Origin of the sequence: Arthrobacter sp. SD76 (assembly GCF_049726125.1) — a bacterium.
Taxonomy (GTDB): domain Bacteria; phylum Actinomycetota; class Actinomycetes; order Actinomycetales; family Micrococcaceae; genus Arthrobacter; species Arthrobacter nitrophenolicus.
In genome coordinates this window covers 1185863-1212828 of sequence record NZ_JBNBLR010000001.1, presented here as the reverse complement: position 1 = coordinate 1212828, position 26966 = coordinate 1185863, and the positions used below count along the sequence as shown (strand labels likewise).

14 protein-coding genes and 10 pseudogenes are annotated in these 26966 nt (G+C 65.4%); 8 read left to right on the top strand and 16 right to left on the bottom strand.

All coding sequences use genetic code 11. From position 1 onward, the window contains the following. Positions 1 to 29 precede the first annotated feature (29 nt). Positions 30 to 680 carry an amino acid ABC transporter permease gene (locus ACPEE0_RS06025; protein WP_009357725.1) on the top strand — a complete coding sequence of 217 codons (651 nt, stop codon included), beginning with the start codon at positions 30 to 32 and terminating at the stop codon, positions 678 to 680. Then, positions 677 to 1516 carry an amino acid ABC transporter permease gene (locus ACPEE0_RS06020; protein ID WP_133346000.1) on the top strand — a complete coding sequence of 280 codons (840 nt, stop codon included), beginning with the start codon at positions 677 to 679 and terminating at the stop codon, positions 1514 to 1516. The genes ACPEE0_RS06025 and ACPEE0_RS06020 overlap by 4 nt, the downstream gene beginning before the upstream one ends. A 63-nt stretch (positions 1517 to 1579) precedes the next feature. On the opposite strand, the pseudogene dapE reads toward ACPEE0_RS06020, so the two are convergent. After that, positions 1580 to 2688, bottom strand: a pseudogene (gene dapE, locus ACPEE0_RS06015) (succinyl-diaminopimelate desuccinylase). 128 nt (positions 2689 to 2816) lie between these two features. Between dapE and dapD the strand changes: the two are divergent. Both dapD and ACPEE0_RS06005 read left to right on the top strand, forming a co-directional pair. Beyond that, positions 2817 to 3844, top strand: a pseudogene (dapD, locus tag ACPEE0_RS06010) (2,3,4,5-tetrahydropyridine-2,6-dicarboxylate N-succinyltransferase). Between the two features lie 6 nt (positions 3845 to 3850). Beyond that, positions 3851 to 4698, top strand: a pseudogene (locus tag ACPEE0_RS06005) (hypothetical protein). A 38-nt stretch (positions 4699 to 4736) separates the two neighbouring features. On the opposite strand, the gene ACPEE0_RS06000 reads toward ACPEE0_RS06005, so the two are convergent. Together ACPEE0_RS06000 and ACPEE0_RS05995 are read right to left on the bottom strand one after the other, a co-directional pair. Then, positions 4737 to 5348 carry a hypothetical protein gene (locus ACPEE0_RS06000; RefSeq protein ID WP_009357728.1) on the bottom strand — a complete coding sequence of 204 codons (612 nt, stop codon included), beginning with the start codon at positions 5346 to 5348 and terminating at the stop codon, positions 4737 to 4739. 94 nt (positions 5349 to 5442) lie between these two features. Beyond that, positions 5443 to 6060 (bottom strand): TetR/AcrR family transcriptional regulator, encoded by a 618-nt coding sequence (locus tag ACPEE0_RS05995; RefSeq protein WP_035752580.1) that lies wholly within the window; start codon positions 6058 to 6060, stop codon positions 5443 to 5445. 103 nt (positions 6061 to 6163) lie between these two features. On the opposite strand from ACPEE0_RS05995, the pseudogene galE reads away from it, so the two are divergent. Beyond that, a pseudogene (gene galE, locus ACPEE0_RS05990) lies at positions 6164 to 7178 on the top strand (UDP-glucose 4-epimerase GalE). Positions 7179 to 7309: 131 nt separating this feature from the next. On the opposite strand, the pseudogene ACPEE0_RS05985 reads toward galE, so the two are convergent. The 3 genes and pseudogenes from ACPEE0_RS05985 to fdxA form a co-directional block, all read right to left on the bottom strand. Beyond that, positions 7310 to 8595 (bottom strand): annotated as a pseudogene (locus tag ACPEE0_RS05985) (citrate synthase). 248 nt (positions 8596 to 8843) lie between these two features. Then, a pseudogene (gene dapC / locus ACPEE0_RS05980) lies at positions 8844 to 9981 on the bottom strand (succinyldiaminopimelate transaminase). Positions 9982 to 9994: 13 nt separating this feature from the next. Beyond that, the gene (gene fdxA / locus ACPEE0_RS05975; RefSeq protein ID WP_009356972.1) at positions 9995 to 10321 is read right to left on the bottom strand and encodes a ferredoxin; all 327 of its coding nucleotides are present in this window, start codon (positions 10319 to 10321) and stop codon (positions 9995 to 9997) included. 168 nt (positions 10322 to 10489) lie between these two features. Between fdxA and ACPEE0_RS05970 the strand changes: the two genes are divergently transcribed. Next, positions 10490 to 10696, top strand: coding sequence for a hypothetical protein (locus ACPEE0_RS05970; RefSeq protein WP_424574147.1), 207 nt, complete (start codon positions 10490 to 10492; stop codon positions 10694 to 10696). Positions 10697 to 10744: 48 nt separating this feature from the next. Here ACPEE0_RS05970 and ACPEE0_RS05965 read toward each other — a convergent pair whose 3' ends face one another. Both ACPEE0_RS05965 and typA read right to left on the bottom strand, forming a co-directional pair. Then, positions 10745 to 11215, bottom strand: a complete 471-nt coding sequence (locus ACPEE0_RS05965) for a hypothetical protein (RefSeq protein WP_424574146.1) — start codon at positions 11213 to 11215, stop codon at positions 10745 to 10747. A 535-nt stretch (positions 11216 to 11750) separates the two neighbouring features. Continuing rightward, positions 11751 to 13678 (bottom strand): annotated as a pseudogene (typA, locus tag ACPEE0_RS05960) (translational GTPase TypA). Between the two features lie 372 nt (positions 13679 to 14050). On the opposite strand from typA, the gene ACPEE0_RS05955 reads away from it, so the two are divergent. Further along, positions 14051 to 14815, top strand: coding sequence for an SGNH/GDSL hydrolase family protein (locus ACPEE0_RS05955; protein ID WP_338058377.1), 765 nt, complete (start codon positions 14051 to 14053; stop codon positions 14813 to 14815). A gap of 76 nt (positions 14816 to 14891) precedes the next feature. Here ACPEE0_RS05955 and ACPEE0_RS05950 read toward each other — a convergent pair whose 3' ends face one another. From ACPEE0_RS05950 to ychF, 6 genes and pseudogenes are all read right to left on the bottom strand, one after another. Next, entirely contained in the window at positions 14892 to 16598 is a 1707-nt protein-coding gene (locus ACPEE0_RS05950; protein ID WP_424574145.1) for a dipeptide ABC transporter ATP-binding protein, read from the bottom strand. 11 nt (positions 16599 to 16609) lie between these two features. Beyond that, complete coding sequence (locus ACPEE0_RS05945; RefSeq protein ID WP_009356979.1) at positions 16610 to 17554, bottom strand: ABC transporter permease; 945 nt, start codon at positions 17552 to 17554, stop codon at positions 16610 to 16612. Further along, on the bottom strand, positions 17544 to 18473 hold the full coding sequence (locus ACPEE0_RS05940; RefSeq protein ID WP_354175254.1) for an ABC transporter permease: 930 nt from the start codon (positions 18471 to 18473) through the stop codon (positions 17544 to 17546). Before ACPEE0_RS05940 ends, ACPEE0_RS05945 begins: the two co-directional genes overlap by 11 nt. A 122-nt stretch (positions 18474 to 18595) precedes the next feature. Continuing rightward, positions 18596 to 20281, bottom strand: a pseudogene (locus tag ACPEE0_RS05935) (peptide ABC transporter substrate-binding protein). A gap of 292 nt (positions 20282 to 20573) precedes the next feature. Beyond that, on the bottom strand, positions 20574 to 22334 hold the full coding sequence (locus tag ACPEE0_RS05930; protein ID WP_354175252.1) for an ABC transporter family substrate-binding protein: 1761 nt from the start codon (positions 22332 to 22334) through the stop codon (positions 20574 to 20576). Between the two features lie 106 nt (positions 22335 to 22440). Then, positions 22441 to 23525 (bottom strand): annotated as a pseudogene (gene ychF, locus ACPEE0_RS05925) (redox-regulated ATPase YchF). A gap of 90 nt (positions 23526 to 23615) precedes the next feature. Between ychF and ACPEE0_RS05920 the strand changes: the two are divergent. Then, the gene (locus tag ACPEE0_RS05920; RefSeq protein ID WP_354175249.1) at positions 23616 to 24842 is read left to right on the top strand and encodes a DNA recombination protein RmuC; all 1227 of its coding nucleotides are present in this window, start codon (positions 23616 to 23618) and stop codon (positions 24840 to 24842) included. A gap of 92 nt (positions 24843 to 24934) precedes the next feature. Here ACPEE0_RS05920 and ACPEE0_RS05915 read toward each other — a convergent pair. Continuing rightward, a pseudogene (locus ACPEE0_RS05915) lies at positions 24935 to 26009 on the bottom strand (4-hydroxy-3-methylbut-2-enyl diphosphate reductase). Continuing rightward, positions 26006 to 26869, bottom strand: a complete 864-nt coding sequence (locus ACPEE0_RS05910; protein ID WP_424574144.1) for a hypothetical protein — start codon at positions 26867 to 26869, stop codon at positions 26006 to 26008. The pseudogene ACPEE0_RS05915 and the gene ACPEE0_RS05910 overlap by 4 nt, the downstream one beginning before the upstream one ends. Positions 26870 to 26966: the final 97 nt, after the last annotated feature.

Here is a 26966-nt window from a genome sequence, read left to right as displayed (position 1 = left end):
CCCGTCCACGCCCACAGCCGAAGGATCCAATGGACGTCATTCTTGAAAACCTCCCCCTGTATTGGAACGGTTTTCTCCGCACACTTTTCCTTTCCGCCGTTTCCGGGGTCATCGCGCTGGTGCTCGGCACCCTGCTCGCGGCAGCCAGGGTTTCCCCGGTGGCTGCGCTCCGCGGCTTCAGCACGGTTTACGTGGAGGTACTCCGCAACACTCCGCTGACCATCGCCTTCTTCTTCGCAGCGATCGTCCTCCCCCGGCTCGGGGTCAAGTTCGAACAGTTCGAAGTCGCAGCAATCATTGCCCTCAGTACCTACACCGCAGCGTTCATCGCCGAAGCTGTCCGCTCAGGTGTCAACAGCGTCCCGGTGGGGCAGGCCGAGGCCGCCCGCAGCATCGGGATGAAGTTCGGCCAGGTCCTGAACCTGATCATCCTTCCGCAGGCGCTGAGGACGGTGGTCCCGCCGCTGATCAACATCCTGATCGCCCTGGTCAAGAACTCCTCGGTGGCCGGCGCGTTCTTCGTCCTCGAACTGTTCGGCTACGGACGCCAGCTGGCCAACGCCAACGGTGACGCCGTCATCGCCGTCCTGCTGGGCACTGCATTCTTCTATCTGCTCCTCACCGTTCCGCTGGGCATCCTGGCCAGCACGGTGGAACGAAAGGTGGCGATCGCCCGATGAGCTCCGTCCTTTACGACGTTCCGGGTCCCAAGGCCCGCCGTGTTTCCCTGATCGGTTCCATCGTGGGCTCGCTGCTGATCCTTGGCCTGCTTGCGTGGATCATCATGACCCTGGCCCAGCAGGGCATCTTCGAAGGCCGGCGCTGGCAGATCTTCACCCGCGCCGACGTCTGGACGCTCCTGGCCAACGGCCTGGGCGCGACACTCAGTGCGGCAGCCCTGGCGGCCGTCATCGCCTTCCCCCTGGGCCTGCTGCTGTGCCTGCTGAGGATTTCGGATGCGGCCATCATCCGGATCCCCACCCGGGTGGTGCTGGAGTTCCTCCGCGGCATGCCCGTGGTCCTGATGATGCTGTTTGTCCTGCTGGGCTTCGGCACGTCACCGTTCATCGCGGTGGTCACCGGCCTGGTGCTGTACAACGCAGCGGTCTTTGCCGAAATCATCCGCGCCGGCGTGCAGTCCCTGCCCCGCGGGCAGCGGGAAGCGGGCCTGGCTATCGGCCTGACCAGCTTCAAGTCGCGCATGCTCATTGAGCTTCCGCAGGCCATCCGCCGGATGATGCCGTCCCTGGTGGCACAGATGGTGGTGCTCCTGAAGGACACCTCGCTCGGCTACATCGTGGCCTACGGCGAGCTGCTGCGTGCCGTCCAGGTCATGGCGGACTTCCTGGGCACGCAGTTCCTGTTCCCGATCTTCTTCGTGGCGGCGGCGATCTACATCGCCATCAACATCCTCGTCTCCCGGCTTGCCGTCTGGATCGAGCGCCGCGGTTCCAAGAAGGCCGCCGGAGGTGTGGCCAAGGCTGAACCCGAAAAGGCCGAGGCCCCGGTTCCCTAACAGTTCCAAACGGAATGGCCCGGACCGGCAGGTCCGGGCCATTCCCAGTTAATCCAGAGAGTTTTATCGTCCGTTTGTCCCCGCCAGCCAGTCCTGCAGGGCCGCGAGGCATTTGCGGATGGCGTCGGCGTGGACATGTTCGTTGTCCTTGTGCGCCAGCAGCGCGTCCCCGGGACCGAAGTTCACGGCCGGGACGCCCAGCTCACTGAAGCGTGCGACGTCGGTCCAGCCGTATTTCGGCTTGGGCTCGCCTCCCACGGCGGCAATGAAGGACGCGGCGGCCGGGTGCTGGAGGCCCGGCCGGGCGCCTGCCGCGGCATCGGTACGGACCACATTGAAGCCGTCCAGCAGTCCGCGCACCACCGCTTCCGCCTGGTCGGGCGTCTTGTCCGGGGCAAACCGGTAGTTGATCTCCACCACGCAGCGGTCCGGAATGACGTTGCCGGCGGTTCCGCCGTTGATCCTCACGGCGTTGAGGCTTTCGCGGTAGTCAAGGCCGTCGACGGTGATGGTCTGTGGCTCGTAGGCTGCCAGCCGGGCGAGGATGGGCGCCGCGGCATGGATGGCGTTGCTGCCCATCCAGGCCCGGCCGAGTGTGCCGCTTCCCCCACGGTTGTCGCTTCGAAGCGGCTGGTGCCGTTGCAGCCACCCTCTACGGTGCCGTCTGTGGGTTCCAGGAGGATGGCGAAGTCGCCGTGCAGCAATTCTCCGTGGTTGCGGACCAGGCGGCCGAGGCCGCTCTTCACCGCTTCCACTTCCTCGTTGTCGTAGAAGACGAAGGTGACGTCCCGCCCGGGCTGCGCGCCGCCGTCGAACATTGTTGCCGCCAGGGCAAGCTGCACCGCCACCCCGCCCTTCATGTCGGTGGCGCCGCGGCCGTAGAGGACCCCCTCCCCCCGGATGCCGGACTCCCAGCTGGAAGGCACAGTGCCCTTCGCGTTCTCGGCAAGCGGCAGCGGGACGGTGTCCAGGTGCCCGGCCAGGATGACCCGCTCGGAATGCCCCAGCTCGGTGCGGGCGATGATGGCATCACCGTCGCGGACAACGGTGAGCTGGGGGATCTGCAGGAGGGCCGCTTCGACAGCGTCCGCGAGTTCTTTCTCGTTTCCGGAGACGCTGTCTATGTCCATGATGGCCGCAGTCAGCAGCGCCACGTCCTGCCGGAGATCCAGCCGGGCCGGCGCGGCGTGCCGGCTGGGTCCTGGGTGGAGAGGGCTGTGGCGGGGTCCGGAGCGGTTTCGGCAGTCACGAAGCCAGTCTAGTTCGAACCCGGCGCCCGGCCCTCGATAGACTGGAGCACATGACTGAGACCGCTTCTTCTGCCGTGCCCGAAACCTTGAACTCCTCCACCGACGAACGCTCCGCCTATGGCTTCGGCGTGGCCACCGTCGCCACCGCCAACGGCGAGGCAACGGTGCTGGACGTCTGGTTCCCTGCACCGGCCCTCGGTGTTGCCGCCGAAAACCTGCGTTCAGTGGAGAACGCCGACGAGGCCCTGACGCAGATCGCGGAAAACGGCACCGACGAGGACCGCGGCACGGAGCAGAAGGTGGTCTTCGTCCAGGTCAACCTCGACGAGGCTCCCGCCGACACCGCCGACGCCTACCTCCGGCTCCACCTGCTCTCGCACCGCCTGGTCCGGCCCAACACGATCAACCTGGACGGCATCTTCGGCAAGCTGCCCAACGTCGTCTGGACCAACTTCGGCCCCGCCGCCGTCGAAGGCTTCGAACTGACCCGCGCCCGGCTGCGCCGCCGCGGCCCCGTCACCGTCTACGGCATCGACAAGTTCCCGCGGATGGTGGACTACGTGGTCCCCGCCGGTGTCCGCATCGCCGACGCCGACCGCGTCCGCCTCGGCGCACACCTCGCCGCCGGCACCACGGTCATGCACGAGGGCTTCGTGAACTTCAACGCCGGAACCCTCGGCACCTCCATGGTGGAAGGCCGCATTTCGGCTGGCGTCGTCACCGGTGACGGCAGCGATGTGGGCGGCGGCGCCTCCATCATGGGCACCCTCTCGGGCGGCGGCAAGGAAAAGATCACCATTGGCGAGCGTGTGCTGCTGGGCGCCAACTCCGGCGTCGGAATCAGCATTGGCGACGACTCCGTGGTGGAGGCCGGACTGTACGTGACGGCAGGCACCCGTGTCCGGGTGCCTGGCCCGAGGACGAGGTGGGCGAGGACACCACCAAGATCGTGAAGGCCGCGGAACTCTCCGGGGTCCCCAACCTGCTGTTCCGCCGCAACTCCACCACCGGTGCCGTGGAGGTTCTTCCCCGTAAGGGCCAGACCGTGGAACTGAACGACGCACTGCACGCCAACTGATTCCCGGTGGCACGCAGACGCGGCCTGCACCGCCTCGCGGTACTCCTGCTGGCCCTCGCCCTGGTAGCAGGCGGCATCTATGCAGCAGTGTTCTTCGTGCAGCGCTCCGAGACCCTTGTCTCGGAGCGCTGCACCGCCGTGGTCGGTGAACGGACGGCCGAACTGGCTCCCGACCAGGCCGTAAACGCCTCCCTGATTACCGCCGTCGCGGTCCAGCGGGGGCTGCCGCCGCGGGCGGCCAGTATCGCCCTGGCTACCGCCATGCAGGAGTCCAAGCTGCGGAACATCGGCCACGGCGACCAGGCCGGGCCGGACTCGCGGGGACTCTTCCAGCAGCGGCCGTCGCAGGGCTGGGGCACCGAGGAACAGGTCATGGACCCCTACTACGCCGTCAACGCCTTCTATGACGCGCTGGTCCGGATTCCGGGCTACGAAACCATGGAGATCACCGACGCCGCGCAGCAGGTCCAGCGCTCCGCCTACCCCACTGCCTACGCCCAGCACGAGGACATGGGCAGGTTCTTCGCCTCGGGCCTGTCCGGCCAGGCACCGGAGGCGGTGCACTGCACGCTGCGTTCCAGCGAATCAGCCGGTGACGCTACCGCTGTCTCGGCCGAACTTGACCGCGCCTACGGTTTGGGCAGCACGGTTGAGGGGCAGACCGTGGTGGTGGAAGCCAGCGGCAGCCAGGCCTGGTCTGTGGCGCACTGGGCGGTGGCCAACGCCAAGGGCCTGGACGTGACCCAGGTGGAGGTGGCAGGCCGCAGCTGGGACCGTACCGAACGCAACGGTTGGCAGGATCTGCGGCCCCGGAAGGCCAGGTCCGGATTACGGTGGCGGCGCAGGACGCCTGAGCTTCGGCCCTGGGCTGGCTGAACTCCGGCCGCACCGGCTAGACGAGGATTTCGACGACGGGCTGCACGTAGCTGCGGAAGAGCTCCGGCTGGCTCATGAGTTTACGGCTCATGATGATCTTGTCCGGTTCCAGGTACCACGCGCGGTCCTCGTTGAGCGGCAGTTCAATGATGGTCAGCGTGAAATCACGCGAATCCCGGCCCACCTCCAGGAGCCGGTCATCCACCATGTCCTCCAGCAGCTGGTTGGTTCCGCTGGCAACCCGCTCCGCCTCCAGCTCCGCGTATTCGCTCCGCCGTTCACGGGCCCAGGTGAGGGCTGCGCCGAAGTGGGCCTGCAGGACGCGCTGGAGTGCCGGTGAGTTGCCGAACGCAGCGAAGTCGGGTGGCGTGAGTTCGGGCGAGGTCTGGGGGTGGGCCTTGAGGAGCTGCTCCCACCACGCCTCCCACTCTGTCTTGAGCGCGCTGAGGCCGCCGACGTCGGCCGTAAGGTGTGTGTGGTCGGCGGGGCGAATCTTGGGTGAGGCATGGGACAGTGCCGGGTGGCCGGCGCCGTTCAGTCCAGCGGTGTCGCGGACGTACAGGGCGATCATCATAGGCCCGGACGTGTCCGTGGTGATCTGCCAGCCTGTACCCGTTGCCTGATGCATCCCTAATCCCTTCCCTGACGCGCCTCTGCCGGGTCTGGTGATCCGGTTCTGCGCCCTCCCCCGGCTATCAGTCTATTCCCGCTCCCTGCCCACGTTAACGCCCCCGGGCTCCCAACCCGTTAAGGTGCCGCTCCAAAACGCCGTCGACCATCTCCGAGGTGATCCACCCGGGGTGGAGCAGGGCGTGCAGGCACAGCCCGTCGAGGGTGGCCAGCAGCCGTTCGGCTTCCAGCACCACGTTGTCCTCCGCTTCCTCCGCCGGCACCAGGGTGGCCACCACTTGGCCAATGATGGCGGCCACTTCCCGGTGGCTCCGGTCCGCGACCGGCGCGAGGAAGGGCCGGATCCTGGCGGCGTTGCGGAAGGCCAGCCAGGCACAAACGTCGAGTGCCCGCGCCTCGTCCAGGGGCAGGGCGCCACCCAGCAGGGCCAGTACCGCCGCACGCTGCCCGCTGCTGCCATGCGCCGCAGCCGCGAGGTGGTGCATGCCGTCCCGCAGCCGCGCCACGATGCGGTCCACCACCGTGGCGAAGGAGTAGGCCAGCAGTTCGTCACTGTTCGCGAAGTAGTGCCGGACGGAGCCGACTGCCAGGCCGGCCTCGTCCGCGACTTCGCGCAGCGACGCCCGTTCCAGCCCGTCCACTGCGATGATGCGCAGGACCGCTTCCACTACTTCCTGGCGGCGGGCATGGGCGTCAACAATTTTAGGCACCCCTCTTATTTAGCACACTTGTGCTTCCATCACGGCCGCGCGTGGCCTGCCCGGCATCCGGAACGCGACGGTGGCAGCGTGCCCCGTGGGATAGCGTGGAGGCATGAAGATTCTGGTTACCGGGGGCACCGGTTACATCGGTTCCCACACTGTTCTTTCCCTGCAGGAAGCCGGCCATGACGTGGTGGTCCTCGACAACCTGGCCAACTCCAGCGAAGAGTCCCTGCGCCGGGTGGCCGAACTCAGCGGCAAGGCCACCGAGTTCCACCACGTGGACCTGGTGGACGAAACCGCCGTCGAACGCGTCTTCGCCGCCAGCGCCATCGACGCCGTCATCCACTTCGCCGGCCTCAAAGCCGTCGGCGAATCAGTCCAGGAACCGCTGAAGTACTACTACAACAACCTGGTCGGCACCCTGAACCTGATCCGCGTCATGGACCGGCACGACGTCCGCTCCATCGTCTTCAGCTCCTCCGCCACCGTCTACGGCGAACACAACCCCATCCCCTACGTCGAAAAAATGGAAATCGGCGCCAACAACCCCTACGGCCGCACCAAAGAACAAATCGAAGACATCCTCTCCGACCTCGGCGCCGCAGACCCCCGCTGGCACATAGCACTGCTGCGCTACTTCAACCCCGTCGGCGCCCACCCCTCCGGCCGGATCGGCGAAGACCCCCAGGGCATCCCCAACAACCTCGTCCCGTTCATCGCCCAGGTCGCCGTCGGCCGACGCGAAAAACTTCTGGTCTTCGGCGGCGACTACGACACCCCCGACGGGACCTGCCTGCGCGACTACATCCACGTCGTCGACCTCGCCCAAGGCCACGTCGCAGCCCTGGACCACGTCACAGCCCGCGCCGGCGTCTTCCGCTGGAACCTCGGCTCCGGCAAAGGCTCCTCCGTCCTGGAAGTCCTGCACTCCTTCGAAAAAGCAGTCGGCAAACCCATCCCCTACGAAATCACCGCCCGCCGCGCCGGAGACCTGCCCGCCTTCTGGGCAGACGCCACCTCCGCCCTCGCCGACCTCAGCTGGTCCACCACCAAAACCATCGACGAAATGTGCGAAGACCACTGGCGCTGGCAAAAAAAACAACCCCAACGGCTACAACAACTGATCGGACCGGTGGTTGAGCCTGTCGAAACCCTGCATCTCGACAAGCCCGATCACCGATGGCACCACGCAAACGGCCGCCCACCTTGGAAAGGTGGGCGGCCGCCGTCGTACTATCCGGACCTGGCCGGTGCGTTAGCGTGCCGGGTAGTCCCGGCCGGTTCGCCGATGTAGAGCTGGCGCGGACGGCCGATCTTCGTGTTGGGGTCGCTGATCATTTCACGCCACTGGGCGATCCAGCCGGGGAGGCGTCCGATTGCGAACAGCACGGTGAACATCTTCTCCGGGAAGCCCATGGCCTTGTAGATCAGGCCGGTGTAGAAGTCCACGTTCGGGTAGAGCTTGCGCTGGATGAAGTAGTCATCGTTGAGCGCCTTCTCTTCCAGGCGGAGGGCGATGTCCAGCAGTTCGTCGTTGCCGCCGAGCTTCTCGAGGATCTCGTGCGCGGTGGCCTTGACGATCTTGGCGCGCGGATCGTAGTTCTTGTAGACACGGTGCCCGAAGCCCATGAGGCGGACGCCGTCCTCCTTGTTCTTGACCTTCTCCATGTAGTCCTCGGGCTTGAGGCCCTCGGCCTGGATCTGCCGGAGCATTTTCAGCACAGCTTCGTTGGCGCCGCCGTGGGCCGGGCCGAAGAGGGCGTTGATGCCTGCGGAGACAGAGGCGAAGAGGTTGGCGTTGGAGGAGCCCACCAGGCGCACGGTGGAGGTGGAGCAGTTCTGCTCGTGGTCCGCGTGCAGGATGAGCAGCAGGTCCAGGGCCTTGGCCACGATCGGATCGACTTCGTAGTGCTCGGCCGGCAGGCCGAAGCTCAGGCGCAGGAAGTTCTCCACGAGGTTGTGGGAGTTGTCCGGGTACAGCATGGGCTGGCCGATGGACTTCTTGTGCGCATAGGCGGCGATGACCGGCAGCTTGGCCATGAGCCGGATGGTGGAAACTTCCACCTGCTCGGCGTTGAACGGGTCCAGCGAGTCCTGGTAGAACGTGGACAGCGCGGACACTGCGGAGGACAGGACGGGCATCGGGTGCGCATCGCGGGGGAAGCCGCCGAAGAAGCCCTTCAGCTCCTCGTGGAGCAGGGTATGGCGCCGGATCTTCTGGTCGAACTCATCCAGTTCCGTGGGCGTAGGCAGGTTGCCGTAGATCAGCAGGTAGGACACCTCAAGGAAGCTGGAGTGCTGTGCCAGCTGCTCGATGGGGTACCCGCGGTAGCGCAGGATGCCCGCATCGCCATCGATGTAGGTGATGGCCGAGGTGGTTGCCGCGGTGTTCATGAAGCCGGGGTCAAAGGTGACTGCGCCCGTCTGCTTCAGCAGCTTGGAAACGTCGTAGCCTTCGTTTCCTTCAATAACCGGGATGCGCGGGAGCTTGAGCTCCCCACCTGCGTGCAGCAGGGTCGCAGCGTTGTTGGTCTCAGTCATGGAGTCCCCTTCATGAGGCGTCTGGGCCTCTGTCGAAAGCTTGATCCAATATCAGGTGAGCCGCGCACTGACCCTGAGGACACAGGTTCCAACACCCGGGCTGCCTTCTTGTAGAAAGCCACCATTGATCAGTTAAAAAGACCGCCCCTTGGCGGGTGTCACTAATTCGAGACAGCCTGATTCCCCCTGAAATGCCCGCGATGTGGCGCGAGTCACACGATTGTTACGGGGGTGCGTGCGCCTCCGGCTTAGCGGAGGCGGTCCACCGCAGCGTCGATCCGCTCGTCGGTTCCCGTCAGGGCAACCCGGACATAGCCGTTGCCGGACTCGCCGTAGAAGACCCCGGGGCCCACCACGATGCCGCGCTCCGCCAGCCGGGCCACGGTGTCCCAGGTGTTCTCCCCCGCCGTGGACCAGAGGTACAGGCCGGCGTCGGAATCCTTGATCTCCAGGCCGAAGTCCAGGAGCGCAGGAACCAGTCGCTCCCGGCGTCCGCGGTAAAGGTCCTTCTGCGCCTCGACGTGCGTGTCGTCTCCCAGCGCCACGCGCATGGCCTCCTGCACGGGATAGGGAACGATCATGCCGGCGTGCTTGCGGCTGTTGACGAGGTTGGGCATCAGGTCCTGATCGCCGGCCACGAAGGCGGCGCGGTAGCCTGCGAGGTTGGACTGCTTGCTGAGCGAATAAACGGCGAGCAGGCCCTGGTGCGATCCGCCGGCAACCCGCGGATCCAGGATACTGGGGACGCGCTGGCCGCCGCGCTGGACGTCCCAGGTTCCCCAGCCCAGTTCGGCGTAGCATTCATCGGACGCCACCACCGCACCCAGTTCCCGGGCCTGCACAACGAGGGCTTTCAGGGAGTCGGCGTCGCGGACGCTGCCGGTGGGGTTTCCTGGGAATTGACCCAGATCAGGCGCACCCGGGAGCGCGTGGCGTCGTCGAGCTCGTCCAGGTTGTCCGTCGCAACAGAGGTGGCCCCTGCCAGCGTTGCGCCGATATCGTACGTCGGATACGCCACCTTGGGGCGTACGACGACGTCCCCCGGCTTCAGGCCCAGCAGCAGCGGCAGCCACGCGACCAGTTCCTTGGAACCGACCGTGGGCATGATGTTGCGGGGTCCAGCCCGGCCACTCCCCGTCGGCGCTCGAACCAGCCCGCGATGGCCTCGCGGAGTGCGGGTGTGCCGTGCACGGTGGGGTATCCCGGTGCGTCAGCAGCGGCCTTCAGCGCATCCTGGATCAGTGCCGGGGTGGGATCCACCGGTGTCCCGATGGACAGGTTCACCACTCCGCCAGGATGCTCCGAGGCCTTCGCGAGGTACGGCGCCATGGCCTCCCACGGGTAATCGGGCAGGTCAAGGCCGAACGAATTCACTGCTGCAGTCATCTTCCCGCGGGCGTCAGTGGTCTTGGTTCTGCGGCGGCAGGGCGGCGATCATCGGGTGGTCCTTGCCGGTGTTGCCGATCTTGGCGGCACCACCCGGTGAACCGAGGTCGTCGAAGAACTCGACGTTGGCCTTGTAGTAGTCTGCCCACTCGTCCGGAGTGTCATCCTCGTAGTAGATCGCCTCAACCGGGCATACGGGCTCGCAGGCGCCGCAGTCGACGCATTCGTCCGGATGGATGTACAGCGAACGCTCACCTTCATAGATGCAGTCGACGGGGCATTCTTCGATACATGCCTTGTCCTTGACATCCACACACGGCTGCGCGATTACGTACGTCACGTCCCTGGCCTCTCCACGTTGGTTCCGGCGACCCGCCGGTTCTTGCATCCGGCAGCTGCGGCCGGACTCTTGACATCTGAGCCGATTATCTCCCAGCCCGTTCCCGCGAACCTAGCCGGCACCCCTAGTATGAACTGGTGAGTCAGCCGCCTACCCCCGCAGGGTTCCTTGCCGCAGCCAAACCCGGAACACGGGTGGTGGTCCGCTACCGGTTCGAGGACGGCCTCACGGACGCCCTGGGCCACCTGCGTCTCCTGCGACGCCGGTGCCTGCACCATCCGAACCCGGCAGGCCGACGTCGTAATTCCCCTTGGCCTTGTGGTGGCGGCCAAGCAGGTTCCCCCGGCGCCCGAACGCCGCCGGCCGCGCGGCTAGGGTATCTCTCACTGCGCCGGGACGTCCACTGCGCGCCGATGCCCGCTGTCACTGCGCACTGCGGTAGGTGGCAAGTGCCCGCTGCACCATCAGCACGAACTCCTGCGGCTTGCCGGCAAGCATCTCAAAGGTCACACGCAGCGTGGGGACGCCGCGGACGACAGTGACGTTCCACCGCCTCCTGTCCTCGCGGTATGCAGACCGGCTGCTGTGGTGGTCAAAGCCGTCGGTTTCGATCCCCAGGAGGCCATCGACCAGGAGGTCCAGGTGGCCCATACCGGGAATCTTTACCTGCATCTCGACCGTCAGGCCCGCCTCTTCCAACAGATAGCGGGCCATCGTCTCGATAATGGAGCCGGATTGGGGCCTGATTCTGGCCACCAGGCTGAGGATTGACTTTTCCCGCAGGGCCGGGAAGCGTTCCCGCAGGACCGGCAGCTGAATCAGCCCCTTCTTGACGGCGGATTCTGCAACGACCAGTCCGTCCAGCGGCGGCAGGCAGCGCAGCGCCTGGCACACAACGTCCAGGTACGTAGGCGGAACACTGCCCCATTAACCACGCAGCCGGGGATCCTACGTCCGTGCCGCGCGGCAAGATGCGGCACGTCGGGCGTGCTGACCACCCACAAACCCGCCGCCGCAGCAGCGGTGACGCACGCCGGCACGGCGTGATGGCGGGCGGCATGGACGAGCAGCGGGTCGGCATCGGGCAGCGCGTAAACACCGCGCGCGATCCTCTGAACGGAAGCATCCAGCACGCCCGCTTCAATGCTCCCGCGCGGGACACCGGCTTGCCTGAGGTTGCTGGTGCTGCCCACTCCGCCCATCGCCGCCAAGACATCGGTAACAGTTCTCATGGGTGCATGCTGCCGGTTCCGGCCTCCCGGACGCAGCGGGAGCCACGCCTATGTGGAAAGCGGCAGGGCGCAGGGCCGGCGAAGCTCGATGCGCCGGGACTTCCGCTGCGGCCCAAGGGCCCGTTTCACTCCGCACAGCGGTATGAAGAAAGCCACCGGCAAGTTGCCGGTGGCTTTCTTCGGGAACTGCGGTCTTGCTACGCCTTGGCGCGGGCGCGGTTTGCCTTGGCACGCTCGTTGGTGTCCAGGATGACCTTGCGGATGCGGATGGCTTCCGGGGTCACCTCCACGCACTCGTCCTCGCGGGCGAATTCCAGCGACTCTTCGAGGGTGAGCTCGCGCGGCGGCGTCAGGTTCTCGAAGGTATCGGAAGAAGCGGCACGCATGTTGGTGAGCTTCTTTTCCTTGGTGATGTTCACGTCCATGTCATCGGCGCGGGAGTTCTCGCCAACAATCATGCCCTCGTACACCTCGGAGGTGGGCTTGACGAAGAACGAGCCGCGTTCCTGCAGGTTGATCATGGCGAACGGGGTCACAACACCTGCGCGGTCGGCAACCATGGAACCGTTGGTGCGGTACTCGATGGGGCCGGCCCACGGCTCGTAGCCTTCGGAAATGGAAGCCGCAATTCCGGCACCGCGGGTATCGGTGAGGAACTGGTGCGGAAACCGATCAGGCCACGGGCCGGAACGATGAACTCCATGCGGCACCAGCCGGTGCCGTGGTTGGCCATGTTGGTCATGCGGCCCTTCCGGGCTGCCATCAGCTGCGTCACCGCGCCGAGGTACTCTTCCGGCACGTCGATGGTCATGTGTTCCATCGGCTCGTGGATCTTGCCGTCGATGGTCTTGGTGACAACCTGCGGCTTGCCGACAGTCAGCTCGAAACCTTCACGGCGCATCTGCTCCACCAGGATGGCGAGGGCGAGCTCACCACGGCCCTGCACTTCCCAGGCATCCGGACGCTCGGTGGGGAGCACCTTGATGGAGACGTTACCGATCAGCTCCTTGTCCAGGCGGTCCTTCACCTGGCGGGCAGTCACCTTGGCGCCCTTGACCTTGCCGGCGAGCGGCGAGGTGTTGATACCGATGGTCATGGAGATCGCGGGATCGTCGACGGTGATCAGCGGCAGCGGCTGCGGGTTTTCGACGTCGGTCAGGGTCTCACCGATGGTGATGTCCTCGATGCCGGCGACGGCGACGATCTCACCGGGGCCTGCGGATTCGGCAGGAACGCGCTCCAGGGCCTTGGTGGCCAGGAGTTCCGTGATCTTCACGGTCTTCAGCTCGCCGTTCTGGCGGGCCCAGGCAACCTGCTGGCCCTTGCGGAGCGTTCCGTTGTAAATGCGGAGCAGGGCGAGGCGGCCCAGGAACGGGGAGGCGTCCAGATTGGTGACGTGCGCCTGCAGCACACCTTCAGGGTTGTACGTGGGTGCAGGAATGTGCTCAATGATGGCCTTGAACAGCGGTTCCAGGTCCTCGTTGTCCGGAGCGGAGCCGTTGGCGGGCTGCTCCAAGGAAGCCCGGCCAACCTTTGCGGCGGCGTAGACGACCGGCACTTCGAGGACCTTGTCCAGGTCCAGGTCCGGCACCTCGTCGGCGAGGTCGGAGGCGAGGCCCAGGAGCAGGTCCATGGACTCGTGGACCACTTCGTCGATGCGGGCGTCGGGCCGGTCGGTCTTGTTGACCAGCAGGATGACCGGCAGGTGCGCGGCCAGTGCCTTGCGCAGCACGAAGCGGGTCTGCGGCAGGGGTCCTTCCGAGGAGTCCACCAGCAGCACCACGCCGTCAACCATGGACAGGCCGCGCTCCACCTCGCCGCCGAAGTCGGCGTGGCCCGGGGTGTCGATCACGTTGATGGTGATGGTCTCGCCGTTGGAGGACGGACCGTTGTAGGCCACCGTGGTGTTCTTAGCCAGGATGGTGATGCCCTTTTCGCGCTCAAGGTCACCGGAGTCCATCACGCGGTCTTCGAGGTGGTTGTGCTCGGCGAAGGAGTTGGTCTGCTTGAGCATGGCGTCGACCAGGGTGGTCTTGCCGTGGTCAACGTGGGCCACGATCGCGACGTTGCGCAGGTCACTGCGCGATGCAGTGGCTACCGCGGTGTTGGTGGTGGTTTCAGACATGCGTAATGGCTCGATTCAGTGGAGTCAGCTGTTGTATCGCGCCAATTCCTAACCGGAACGCACGACGGATCAGGCCCTTTGCACAGGGCGCCTTCCCCCATCTTACCGGCACTGGCATTTATTGGCCTAAAAATCAGGGGTTCCGATGGCTTGCCCTGCAGCCGCATCTCCGCCACGCCGGAAAAAAAGTGAGCAAAATCACTGGCCAACCGTTCCGGCATGCCACATGATTACTCTGACACCACGCAACGACGCACTGAGCAGGCCCGGAGACTTCATATGAATAGAGCCTTGGCAGGCGGCAGCCTTGGCACCTTCGGAGCCGCCGCCGTCGTTGCACTGTGCGCCTTGGTTTCCTTAGCGGGATGCACCTTGCCGGCCCCTTCCCCGGCAGCGCCTGCCGTCCAGGCCGCGGCCGCCCCAGGCCACGCGGCAGCCGCCGAAGCACCGGCTACGGGCTCCAGGGTCCGGAATCCTGCCAACGGCCGGCTCGAGGCGGTGGTCCCGGACATCAGCCGGACGGCACTCCTGATCGGCGACTCCCAGTCGGAACCCCTCGACGGATGGCCCCGCCAGGCTCTGACGGCAGCCGGGTACAAGGTCTACTTCTGCGGACGCGGCGGCACCGGGTTCGTCTCCGCCAACGGCAGCACCGGCAACTACATTGAGGCCCTCCGCGACGGTGACTGGCTGCTTCCTTCCGGGACACCTGCCCTGATCGTCATCCAAGGTGGCGGCAATGACGCCGCCAGCGGCGCCACCGACCGGCAGATCACCACCAATGCGGAAAGCCTGATCGGGGAACTGCAGGCCCGCTATCCCGGCACCCGGATGGCAATGATCGGTACGCTGGCGCGCAGCAAGGACGACGGCGGAGGGCGCCGCACGGACGTGGACACCCTGCTGGGGTCGGTGGCGGCAGAGCGCGGGCTGCCGTTTGTGTCGGTGGGCGACTGGCTGACCCGGTACGGCCTGGCCAAGGACCTCGCGGACGCCGTCCACATGAACCCGTCCGGGCGCAGGGCGCTGGGCTCCCTGCTGGAGCAGCGGCTGCGCGACCTGGGGCTCGAAAGGACGCAGGCCCCGGATACGGGCGCAGTACTGGCCGCCGGAGCCCCAGGCGAATCACAGGACTGACAGCTCAAGGCATGCAAAACGGCTGGAGCCGGCGCCTGGAAGGCACCGGCTCCAACCGTTGTAGGTGATGCCGCGGCTACGCCGCTTCAGGCGGCAGCATCAGCTTCGCGCCCGGGATGGCATTGAGGAGGGCCTTGGTGTAGTCCTCCCGCGGCGATTCGAAGACCTCATCTGTGGAGCCGGTTTCCACCAGGCGTCCCTTTTCCATGACGCACACGTGGTCCGCGATCTGGCGGACCACGGCGAGGTCATGGGTGATGAACAGGTAGGTCAGCCCCAGGTTCGACTGCAGGTCCGCCAGCAGGTTCAGGACCTGCGCCTGGACCAGCACGTCCAGGGCGGACACCGCTTCGTCACAGATGATGACTTCGGGGTCCAGCGCCAGGGCACGGGCAATGGCAACACGCTGCCGCTGCCCGCCAGAGAGCTCGTTCGGGTACCGCTGCATGGCGGACTGTGGCAGTGCCACCTGGTCCAGCAGCTCCCGGACCTTCTTCTCCCGGCTCGCACTGTTGCCAATCTTGTGGACCCGCAACGGCTCCTCGATGGTGCGGAAGATGTTGTACATCGGGTCCAGGGAGCCATAGGGGTCCTGGAAGATCGGCTGAACCCGGCGACGGAACTTGAACAGCTCTGCTGCCTTAAGCTTCGAGGTGTCCACGCCGTCGAACAGGATCCGGCCGTCCGTGGGCTTTTCCAGCTGCAACACCATCTTCGCCACCGTGGACTTCCCCGACCCGGACTCCCCCACGATCGCCGTCGTGGTTCCGCGCTGGACGTTGAAGCTGACGCCGTCAACGGCCGCGAAGTCCGTTGACTTCCCCAGCCCCTGCCGGAGCTTATAGACCTTCCGCAGGTCCTGGATCTCCAGAACGTTGTCCGCAGCCGCCGGTTCTGCAGCCGGAGCCAGCAGGTCCGCCGTCTCCACGCCCTGTTCCTTGGCCGCCTGGATGCGGCGGCTGGCCAGCGACGGAGCGGACTCCACCAGCCTCTTGGTGTAGGGGTGCCGCGGGTTGCGCAGCAGCTCCAGCGACGGACCTGCCTCCACCACCCGGCCCTGGTACATCACCACGACCTTGTCGGCCCGTTCGGCTGCCAACCCCAGGTCATGGGTGATGAGCAGCACCGAGGTGCCCAGTTCGCTGGTCATGGTTTCAAGGTGGTCCAGGATCTGGCGCTGCACGGTGACGTCCAGGGCGGACGTCGGCTCGTCGGCGATCAGCAGGCGCGGCTGGCACGAGAGTCCGATGGCAATCAGGGCGCGCTGCCGCATGCCGCCGGAGAACTCGTGCGGGTACTGGTTCGCACGCCGCTTGGCGTCCGGCAGGCCGGCCTCGGCCAGCACCTTGGCGATGTCATCAGGTCCGCTGGGCCGTCCGTTCGCACGGAGCGTCTCGCGGACCTGGTAGCCGATCTTCCATACGGGGTTCAGGTTGGACATGGGGTCCTGCGGAACCATGCCGATGGTGTTGCCGCGCAACTCGATCATGCGCTGCTCGCTGGCATGGGCAATGTCCTCGCCGTCGAGCAGGATCTGGCCGCCGGAGACCCGCCCGTTGTTGGGCAGCAGTCCAATCGCCGCCAGCGCGGTGGTCGACTTGCCGGAGCCGGACTCCCCCACGATTGCCACCGTCTCGCCCGGCATGATGGTCAGGTGCGCGTCGCGGACAGCCTGGACTTCACCGCCGCTGGTCTTGAACGTGATGGCGAGGTCGCGGATTTCCAGCAGCGGCCTGGTGCCCGTGGTCCCGGCTTCTTCGATGCGGACGTCTGGAGTTGTCATCTCTTTATCTCTCATCGCTGGCGGCTCTTGGGATCGAGGGCGTCACGGACGGCGTCACCGAGCATGATGAAGCTGAGTACCGTGATGGACAGGGCCGCAGCCGGATACAGCATGATCTCCGGGCTGGTCCGGATGGACGCCTGCGCCCCGGCGATGTCATTACCCCAGGACATGATGCTCTGCGGCAGGCCGATGCCCAGGAAGGACAGGGTTGCCTCGGCCACGATAAAGACACCCAGCTCAAGCGTTGCCAGCACGATGATGGGAGCGAGTGCGTTGGGCAGCACGTGCCGCACCAGCGCCCCGAACTTGGAGACCCCCAAGGCCTGGGCGGCCGTGACGAAGTCGGCGTTGCGCACCTCGATGACGGCGCCCCGGGTGATGCGGGCCATCTGCGGCCACGCCAGGAGGGAGATGACGAACACCACCGTCCAGACGCTCTTGTTCTCGCGGAAGAAGGGCAGCTGGGTGATCACCAGCGCGCCCAGAATCAGGGGCAACGCAAAGAAGATGTCACCCAGGCGGGCAAGGACAGAATCCAGCCAGCCGCCGTAGTAGCCGGCCAGCGCACCGATGGTGACCCCGATGACCAGCACGCACAGCACCGAGAGGATGCCAACGGACAGCGATGCCTGGGTTCCGTGGATGACGCGCGAGTAGACGTCGCAGCCCTGGAAGGTAAATCCGAACGGGTGCCCGGCAGTGGGACCGCCTTCCGAGTTGGCCAGCTCGCAGCCCTCGTTTGGCGGCACTGAAGTGAACAGGCCGGGGAACAGGGCCACCACGGTCAGTGCCAAAATGAGCAGCGCCGAAATGATGAAGAGCGGACGACGGCGGAGCTTGCGCCACGCATCCGACCATAGGCTGAGCGGTGCCTGGTCAGTCTTGACGGCGTCCGTTGCCAGCAGCGGCGTTTCATCGATGGGAGCCACGAAGTGGCTGTTGTTACTGGTCATAGCGGATCCTCGGGTCAAGCCAGGCGTACAGGAGGTCGACGAGCAGGTTGGCCACCACGAACACCAGCACCAGCACGCTGACAATGGAGACGATGGTGGGCCCTTCACTGCGCAGGACTGCCTGGTACAGCTTGTTGCCGACGCCCGGAACGTTGAAGATGCCTTCGGTGACAATGGCGCCGCCCATCAGGCCGCCGAGGTTGGCGCCGAGGTAGGTGACGACAGGGATCAGCGAGTTGCGCAGGATGTGGGCCATGACCACCCGCGGCCGGGAAAGGCCTTTGGCGGTCGCGGTCCGGACATAGTCCGCGTTCATGTTTTCGCTGACGGAGGCGCGGGTCAGGCGGAGGACGTACGCAAAGGACACGAGGCCCAGGACGACGGCGGGCAGCAGCAGGCTGCCCCAGTCCGCATTCGCCCCGACTGTTGGTTTGGCCCAGCCCAACTGGACGCCGAATACCAACTGGAAGACGAAGCCCAGCACGAAGGTGGGAACTGCAATGACCACCAGGGACGCCACAAGGACCGTGGAATCAAACCAGCCGCCGCGGCGCAGGCCTGCGAAAACGCCAAAGGCTACGCCGAAGATCGCCTGGATCGCCAGGGCCTCGATGGCGAGCATCGCCGTCACAGGGAAGACCCTGGCGAGACTTGCCGCGATGGGCTGGCCGGTGAAGTCGTTGCCCAGGTTGAACGTGAAGAGGTTCTTCAGGAAGAGGCCGTACTGGACCCAGAACGGTTCGTCCAGGTGGTACTGGCTGCGCAGGGTATCAATGACTGCCTGCGGCGGCTGGCGGTCGCCGAAGAGCGCCGCGATGGGGTCGCCGGGCAGTGCGAACACCATGTAGTAAACGAGAAGCGTGGTGCCGAGGAAGACCGGGATCACCTGGAGCAGTCGGCGCAGGATAAAGCGGACCACTGGATCACCAGCCTTCCGGCAGGGAAGTAAACAGGTTCATGGGTGCCTTCCTGCCGTGCAAGCCAATGGGGGCCCGGCTGTGACCGGACCCCCATCTGCCTGGCGGCAAGTGAGTTCTGGAACTACTTAGCCGTGATATCGAAGTAGCGGATGCCGCCGTTCCAGCCTGTCTCGGCCTTCACAACGTTGTTACTCCATACGATCGGCCGTGCCTGGTCCCAGAGCGGCAGGCCCGGAAGATCTTCAAAGAGGATCTCCTGTGCCTGTTGAACTTGGCGTTTGCCTCTTCCGTGGTCTTGGCGGCGAGGCCCTCCTTGAGCAGCTTGTCGAACTCGGGGGTTCGTGTACTTCTCGTAGTTGGAGGAGGCGTTCGTTGCCCAGACGGGTCCCAGGAAGTTGTAGAGCGAGGGGTAGTCGCCCTGCCAGCCGGCGCGGGTCAGGCCCGGAAGCTGCTGGGACTTGCGCAGGTTCAGCACCTCTGCGAACTTCGCGAAGGGCTGGATTTCAGCCTGGATGCCCAGGTTGTTCTTGAAGCCGTTGGCTACAGCGTCGATCCATTCCTTGTTGCCGCCATCGGTGTTGGAGGCAATCTGGAGCGGCTTGGAATCGTCGTACGGCTGGATCTTCTCCGCCTGTGCCCACAGGTCCTTGGCCTTGGCGGCGTCGAACTTCAGAACTTCGCTGCCCTTGATTCCTTCTTCAAAACCTTCGATCACCGGCGGAACAAAGGCCTTGGCCGGGGTACGGGTGCCGTTGAAGATGACCTTGGCAATTTCCTCGCGGTTGATGGCGTAGGACAGTGCCTGGCGGCGGAGCTTGCCGGCTTCACCCTGGAAGTTCGGGTTGTACGGCGGGATGTTCAGCGTGGAGTTGGTTGCCACCGGCTTGGTGGCGTTGCGGTCCGGGAAGTCGGTGACGTAGGTCTTCAGCGCGTTGGACGGAAGCACGTCGGTGACATCCAGGTTGTCGGACTGCAGGTCCGTGTAAGCCGGGCCCGGATCCGTGTAGAACTTGAAGGTGACGCCGCCGTTCTTGGCTTCGCGGGGACCGCTGTAGTCAGGGTTCTTCACGAGCGAGATGGACTGGTCGTGAACCCAGGCGCCTTCCTTTTCCATCTTGTACGGACCGTTGCCCACCGGGTTTTCACCGAAGGCCTTCGGGTCGGCCAGGGCGGCAGAGGGAAGCGGGAAGAATGCCGAGTAACCAAGCCGCAACGACCAGTCAGCCTCCGGCTGGGCCAGCTTCACAGTGATGGTGGAGTCGTCCTTGGCCACCAGCCCGGACATGGTCTCCGCGGTGGGAGCCGGGGTGGTTTTGGTCTTGCCGTCCGCGCTGGTTTCCTGGGTGACGGCGGAAACTTCCTCGTAGCCCTCGATGGACTCGAAGAAGAAGCCGTTGTTCTGCAGGTTCTTCGAGTTGGCGGCGTAGTTCCAGGAGTCCACGAACGTCTTGGCGGTGATTTCCTCGCCGTTGGTGAACTTCGTGCCCTGCTTGACCTTGATGGTCCAGTTCTGGGCGTCATCGGATTCAATGGATTCCGCGAGGGCATTGACCGGCTTGCCGTCGGCGTCGTAGGTCCGCAGGCCTTCGAAGAGCAGCTCGACAACGCGGCCGCCATACACTTCGTTGGTGTTTGCCGGCAGCAACGGGTTCTGTGGTTCGTTGCTGTAGGCGCTGATGACCTTGTTGGGGTCGCCGGTTGATTCGCCGCCCCCTTCAGTGGTGCCGCCTCCAGCGCCGCACCCGGTCAGGGCAAGCGCGGCGATTGCCACGATGCCCAGTGCTTTGGAAGTGCGCGTGAAACGCATTCCGCCTCCTATGAGTTGTGGGAGATATCGAGGGAATTCTTGTGCTTCCCCGCAGGCCGGACGCAGCTTTCACACTGTGACGCAGCCTACATATGACGATTAGCCTAACCGCACGGAGTCCAAATACTGGTACTCCGTTGCCAAACCGTGACCGAGATGCTCCAGTGCGATACCCGGTGAACGGAAGTTGTGCAAGTCACATGCTACTCGCGAGTAGCCCGCGCCGCTAATCGGATGCGTGAGCGCTCACAAGGATGCGCCGCTGGAAGGAGGTCCCGCTGGAAGCGAAGGGTTAGGCCAGGCGCCAGTCCCACACATTCCACCAGACGCCCAGGGGCCCGGAGCTTGATTTCACGCCGGTGATCCGCGGGCCGAAGGCGGTGGTGCCGATGGTCTGGTAGAGCGGGAGCCCGTAGGCGTTTTCCCAGATCTGTTTGTCGATTTCCGCGAGCAGCTCGTCCTGTTTGCCCAGGTCCGTGGTCCGTGCGAGCTCTTCCATGGCTTTATCCGCGTCGGTGTCCGAGAAGCCGTTGAAGTTGCTGCCAGCGCCCGTCCGGAAAATCTGCGGCACGCGGCTCACCCCGGCGCTGCTGCCAATCCAGCCCAGCAGCGCAGCGTCGTGGCCTTCCTCGCCTAGTGACCTGGCCCAGTCGGCGCTGCTTTGCCCGCCGTCCTCCACCCGGAATCCCGCAAGTGCCGCCGAGTCCCGGATCAGGGCGAAGGCCTCTGCACGGTTGGGGTTGTCCCGGTTGTAGAGGATCCTGACCGTGGGTGTCTCCCCGTCAAGGAGCTCTTTTGCAGCTTCGATATCCACCTCGGCGAATTCTGTTGAGCCGTTGTTCCTGGCGGTGTCCGCATACTTGGGCTGTGCCGGCAGGAAGACGTGGGAGTCCAGCGGTTTTGCGTCCGGTTGCAAGTCCCCTACCACGGCGTCGACGATGGCCTGGCGCGGGACGGTCTTGAGGAATGCCTCTCGGACATCCCGGCTGGCGAACGGGCCGGAGAAGTTGAGGTCCAGGTGGTCATAGCCGGACTGGTTGTACCGTTCGAGGGTATTGCCCTGCTCCGCCAGGCCCGCGAACACGTCTTCGGTTCCGGCCGAGGGCTGGGGGGCGATGATGTCCGCCTGCCCGTTCCGCAGGGCGTCGACGGCCCCCGAAAGGGCCCCCGTGAACCGGACGTTGATTTCATCCAGCCACGGTTCGGACCCCCAGACGTAATCCCGGTTCCGGACAAGCCTCATCGAGACTTCGGGAACGATGTCCACCACGATGTACGGGCCGCTGGAAAGGTACAGGGCGGGGTCGTCCGGGAGGGCCTTCGTATCGAAGCCCGAGTTCCAGAAATCGCTGACCGCCTTCAGCTCCGTGTTGACCGCGGGCTTCTCTGGGTCGCCCCGCGGTGAGTCGCGAAGCAGTTCAACCAGGTCCTCTTCATCGTTCAGCCCGCTCTTGGCCGCGACGACGTGCGCCGGGAGGCCGACGTCGAAGGCTACTTCCCAGTCAGCGTACGGAGTGGCGTATTCGAGGGTGATCGAACGCCCGTCTCCCCCCACTTCGGGAAAGACCGTGCCGGCCAGCCCGCTGGTGTCCGATGCCGTGGAAAAGTATCTGGTGCCGGTTCCCGCCATGGGGTCGGCGTCGTCGAAGTAGCCTGACCCTGCCGCCCAGCTGAGGAGGAGGTCGCCGGCGTCGATGGCCTCGCCGTCGGACCATTTGACGCCTTCGTTGACGGTGTACTTCACCTTGAGGGGCTCGTCGGACACCTTCTCGAACCGGCCGAACTTGTCATTGCGGACCACCGCCGCCTTGTCGTCCAGGTAGTAGAACCCGGAGTGGGTGATGTAACCGATCTTGGAATTGATGTCCGTGTTGCCGTCGGCGCTGTACGGATTGAAGGATGAGAACGCGTTGACTTCGGCGACCGTGGCAGTCCCGCCCCGCTTCGCCTCCCCTACGATCACAGGCGCGGTGCCGCCGCCGGAGCAGCCCGAAAGCACCACCACAGCCGCAAGGGCCGCGGTGACATAACGCATCAGACGCCCGACCGGCATGCCGCCTCCTTGTGTTTTCCCTTCGGGGAAAGGGGACCTGGAGCTGCCAGGATCACGCCCTACATAGTCAGGATAAGGTGTCCGCGCAGGCAGACGCTGGACCGGCTCAGACGTTGAAGCGGAACTCCACCACATCGCCGTCGGCCATGACATATTCCTTGCCTTCGATCCGCACCTTGCCGCGGGACTTGGCTTCCGCCATGGAGCCCGCATCGACGAGGTCGTCGAAGGAGACCACTTCGGCCTTGATGAACCCGCGCTGGAAGTCCGAATGGATGACGCCCGCCGCCTGTGGCGCGGTGTCCCCCTGCTTGATGGTCCAGGCGCGTGCTTCCTTGGGGCCTGCCGTGAGGTAGGTCTGCAGGCCCAGGGTGTGGAAGCCGACCCGCGCCAGCTGGTCGAGGCCGGACTCGTCCTGTCCGTTCATTTCCAGCATTTCGCGGGCTTCTTCCTCGTCCAGTTCCACGAGGTCGGCCTCAAGCTTGGCATCCAGGAAGATGCAGTCTGCGGGGGCAACCAGGGCGCGGAGCTCCTCCTGCTTTTCCGGGCTGCCCAGGATTGCCTCGTCCGCGTTGAAGACGTAGATGAAGGGCTTGGCCGTCAGCAGGCCGAGCTCCTTGAGGTGTTCCATCTCCAGCTTGTCGCTCTTGATCGAGGAGTAGATGGTGTCGCCGCGTTCAAGGACCGCCTGCGCTGCCTTGATGGCTGCCAGCTCTGCGGCCTCGCGCTTCTTGATCTTGACCTCTTTTTCGATCCGGGGGATGGCCTTCTCGATGGTCTGCAGGTCGGCGAGGATGAGCTCGGTGTTGATGGTTTCCATGTCCGAGCGCGGATCCACCTTGCCGTCGACGTGGACGACGTCGGGATCGTCGAAGACGCGGACCACTTCGGCGATGGCTTCGGCTTCACGGATGTTGGCAAGGAACTGGTTGCCGAGCCCTTCGCCTTCGGATGCGCCCTTGACGATGCCGGCGATGTCCACGAAGGAGACCGCTGCGGCAGGATGCGCTGCGAACCGAAGATCCCGGCCAGCTTGTCGAGGCGGGGGTCGGGCAGGTTCACGACGCCGACGTTCGGTTCGATGGTGGCGAACGGATAGTTCGCGGCCAGGACCTGGTTGCGGGTAAGCGCGTTGAAGAGGGTTGATTTGCCGACGTTGGGCAGTCCGACGATGCCAATAGTAAGAGCCACGAGCATTGATTCTACCCGCAGGGCGTCCCCCGCCTGTACCCGTGGATGTCACTGCCCCCGATTGTCCGCCCCCCATGCAACAGTGAGGGCATGGATGTTTTTGCGTTGATTCTGGCCTTGTTCATGCTGCTGCTCGGCGCCCTTGCCGGTGCAGCTGCCACCTACTTTGTGCTGCGGAAGAACTCGCATGCCCTGGAGGCGGACTTCGACGCTGTCTCGTCCCGGCTTTCAGAGGTCAGCGCACAGTTCGCAGCGGCCGACGCCGAGCGGCGGCTTTTGGCGGCACAGAACCGGGAACTTGGCGAGGCACGGACGCAGGACGGCAGCGTGCTGCGCGCGCTTGCCCCGGTGGCGGAGAAGCTCTCGGCGGTGCAGCAGCAGGTGGCCCTGCTGGAGCGCGACCGGGTGGAGCAGTATGGCCAGCTCGCGCAGCAGCTGCAGGAGGCCCGGCACTCGGATGAGCAGCTGATCCGGTCCACCCACGCACTGGAATCGGCATTGCGCTCAAACAGCGCCCGCGGACAGTGGGGCGAGGTGCAGCTGCGGCGGGTGGTGGAGGCCTCGGGGATGCTCCGCCATGTGGACTTCGTGGAGCAGCTTCACAGCGCCGGCAGTGATTCGTCTGTCCGCCCTGACCTTGTGGTCCAGCTTCCGGGCGAAAAGCAGCTGGTGGTGGACGCCAAGGTTCCGTTGTCGTCCTACCTGGAGGCCCAGCAGCTTGGCGCAGCGGACTCCCGGCCCGGGCAGCAGGGGCGGACTGTCCAGGCGGACGGCCGGTCGCAGCAGGCGCTGCTGGCCGCCCACGCGAAGGCCCTCCGTGCGCACGTGGATGCCCTCAGCAACAAGAAGTACTGGGACATCCCGGGCAACTCACCCGAACTGGTGATCTGCTTTATCCCGGCGGAATCCATCCTGGCAGCTGCCCTCTCGGCGGACGCGGAACTCCTGGACCATGCCTTGTCCCGCAACGTGGTCCTGGCCTCCCCCAGCACCCTGCTGGCTGTCCTGAAGTCAGTGGCCTTCACGTGGCGGCAGGATGTGCTCACGGACAGCGCCCGGGAACTGTTCGACCTTGCCCGGCAGCTCTACGACCGGATGGGAACACTCGGCGAGAACGTCAGCAAGCTGGGCTCATCGCTGAAGTCGTCCGTGGACCGCTACAACGCGATGGTGGGCACACTCGAGGCGCGGGTGCTGCCTACGGCACGGAAGCTGAACTCCCTGGAGGAATCGGGCCTGGCGGCGCCACCGGCAGTGGAGGCCACACCCCGCGCCCTTTCGGCTCCTGAGCTCCAGCACGATGAGGCTGCGGCCTAGGAAGGGCAAAGCAGCCCGGGCCAGGGCAAAAGAAACGGGGCGGGCCCTGCAGCTGCTAACTGCGGGCCCGCCCCGTTTGTTGAAGCGTTGTTTCAGCTGCGCGGCCTGCGCCCGCCCAGTGCACGGCTGACGTCGCCAGCCTGCTTGAGTGTTGCGCGGAGTTCCTTGGGCAGCGAGAACAGGAGGTCCTCTTCAGCGGTGACTACTTCCTCCACGGTGCCGTAGCCGTACTCGGCTAGCAGCCGCAGCACATCCTGCACCAGGACTTCGGGAACGGAAGCACCGGACGTCACGCCCACGGTGGCCACACCCTCGAACAGGCTCGTCCACCTCGTTGGCGAAATCCACCCGGTAGGAAGCCTTGGCACCGTATTCGAGGGCCACCTCCACGAGGCGGACAGAGTTGGAGGAGTTGGCCGAGCCGACCACGATCACCAAGTCCGCCTGCGGCGAGATCTTCTTGATGGCCACCTGCCGGTTGGTGGTGGCGTAGCAGATGTCGTCGCTGGGCGGGTCCTGGAGCGTGGGGAAGCGTTCCTTCAGCAGCCGGACCGTTTCCATGGTCTCGTCGACACTGAGGGTGGTCTGCGAGAGCCAGATGACTTTTTCCGGGTCCCGCACGGTGACCTTGTCCACCTCGTGCGGGCCATTGATGATCTGGATGTGCTCGGGCGCTTCGCCCGCCGTGCCTTCGACTTCCTCGTGGCCGTCGTGGCCGATCAGGAGGATGTCGAAATCATCCTTGGCGAACCGGACGGCTTCCTTATGCACCTTGGTCACCAAGGGGCAGGTTGCATCGATGGTGCGCAGCCCGCGTTCCTCGGCTGATTCGACCACCGCGGGAGAGACACCGTGCGCAGAGAAGATGACCAGGGCGCCCTCGGGCACCTCATCGGTTTCATCCACGAAGATGGCGCCCTTTTCCTCCAGGGAGCTGACCACGTGGACGTTGTGCACAATCTGCTTACGCACGTAGACCGGCGGGCCGTAGTGTTCCAGGGCCTTTTCGACGGCGATGACCGCGCGGTCCACGCCGGCACAGTAACCGCGGGGCGCGGCCAGCAGCACCTTCTTCGTTCCCAGGACGGGGGCTGCAGCTGCTACTTCCTCCGGGGAGCGGCGCCGACGCGGGATGGTGGGCATCGAAAGGGAAACAGAGGAGGTCATTTCTCCATGCTACCGGGTTGCCCCGGCCGCCTCCGCGATGCGATCCCGGCCACAGTGCCCAACACCACCAGCACGCCACCGGCGATGGCTGCAGCAACGGTCCAGCGCGTGAAGTCGGCGGTGGCCGCGGCCACGAATTCGTTCCGGAACAAGTTGGCCACCTCGTTGCCGGTGTCCGTGGCCAGCGCCCGCGCCGAACCTATCTGCGCACCGAGGGCCCACAGCCCGGCGAGGGCCAACCCGCCCAGCCCGGCGGCCATCAGTACCGTCCAGCGCCGGCGGGCCGCAACAAGGGCCAGGAGGAAGGCGATGCCGGACCCTGCAGCAAGCATGTAGCCCATGGGGGCGTAGGTCGCCAGCCGCTCCGTCCACTCCCGCTGTTCGGGCTGGCCGACGTTGATCAGAGTCTCCCCCGGCGGATCCAGCGGAAGCCTGGTGGCCCGCGAGATCTCCTCAACACCCATTGCCACCAGCGGCGCCACGTCCAGGGTGAGGGAGGACACGGATCCGGTGGCGCCCGGATCTGCTGGGGCCTGCGGGAAACTCAGCCGGTGGCTCTTGCGGAGGGTCTCTTCCCAGGCCGCCGGATACCCCGGCAGGCCGGCCAGTGACGTGGCGGCGTCCTCCAGCACCGGTTGGACAAGGTCCTCGAGGAAGCCGGGGACTGCGCTGGTGTCAATGGTTCCTACAGCCGCCGTGGCGAGCTGCTGCTGGAACTCCGGGTTCTTTCCCAGCGGGGCCGCCAGTTCCACGAACCCGTCCTCCTGGACGAGGTTGCGGTCGAGCCAGATGGCCGGGACGGCCACGGCTGCCAGCAGGACACCCAGCACGGTGGCCACGGCGGAAACAAAAGTGCGCACAGCAGGTCCTTCGTCGTTGTTGGCGGTAGACCCATCCTAGGCAAAGGATCCTGGCGGGATTCTGTCAGTCCCGCATGCTACAGCTTATGGATAAGGT

Excerpts from the sequence above, each read along its gene's own strand:
- ACPEE0_RS05945 (WP_009356979.1), bottom strand. The coding sequence starts at position 17,554 with ATGACCAGTAACAACAGCCACTTCGTGGCTCCCATCGATGAAACGCCG.
- ACPEE0_RS06000 (WP_009357728.1), bottom strand. The coding sequence starts at position 5,348 with ATGCATCAGGCAACGGGTACAGGCTGGCAGATCACCACGGACACGTCC.
- ACPEE0_RS06025 (WP_009357725.1), top strand. The coding sequence starts at position 30 with ATGGACGTCATTCTTGAAAACCTCCCCCTGTATTGGAACGGTTTTCTC.
- ACPEE0_RS06020 (WP_133346000.1), top strand. The coding sequence starts at position 677 with ATGAGCTCCGTCCTTTACGACGTTCCGGGTCCCAAGGCCCGCCGTGTT.
- ACPEE0_RS05930 (WP_354175252.1), bottom strand. The coding sequence starts at position 22,334 with ATGCCGGTCGGGCGTCTGATGCGTTATGTCACCGCGGCCCTTGCGGCT.
- ACPEE0_RS05920 (WP_354175249.1), top strand. The coding sequence starts at position 23,616 with ATGGATGTTTTTGCGTTGATTCTGGCCTTGTTCATGCTGCTGCTCGGC.
- ACPEE0_RS05950 (WP_424574145.1), bottom strand. The coding sequence starts at position 16,598 with ATGACAACTCCAGACGTCCGCATCGAAGAAGCCGGGACCACGGGCACC.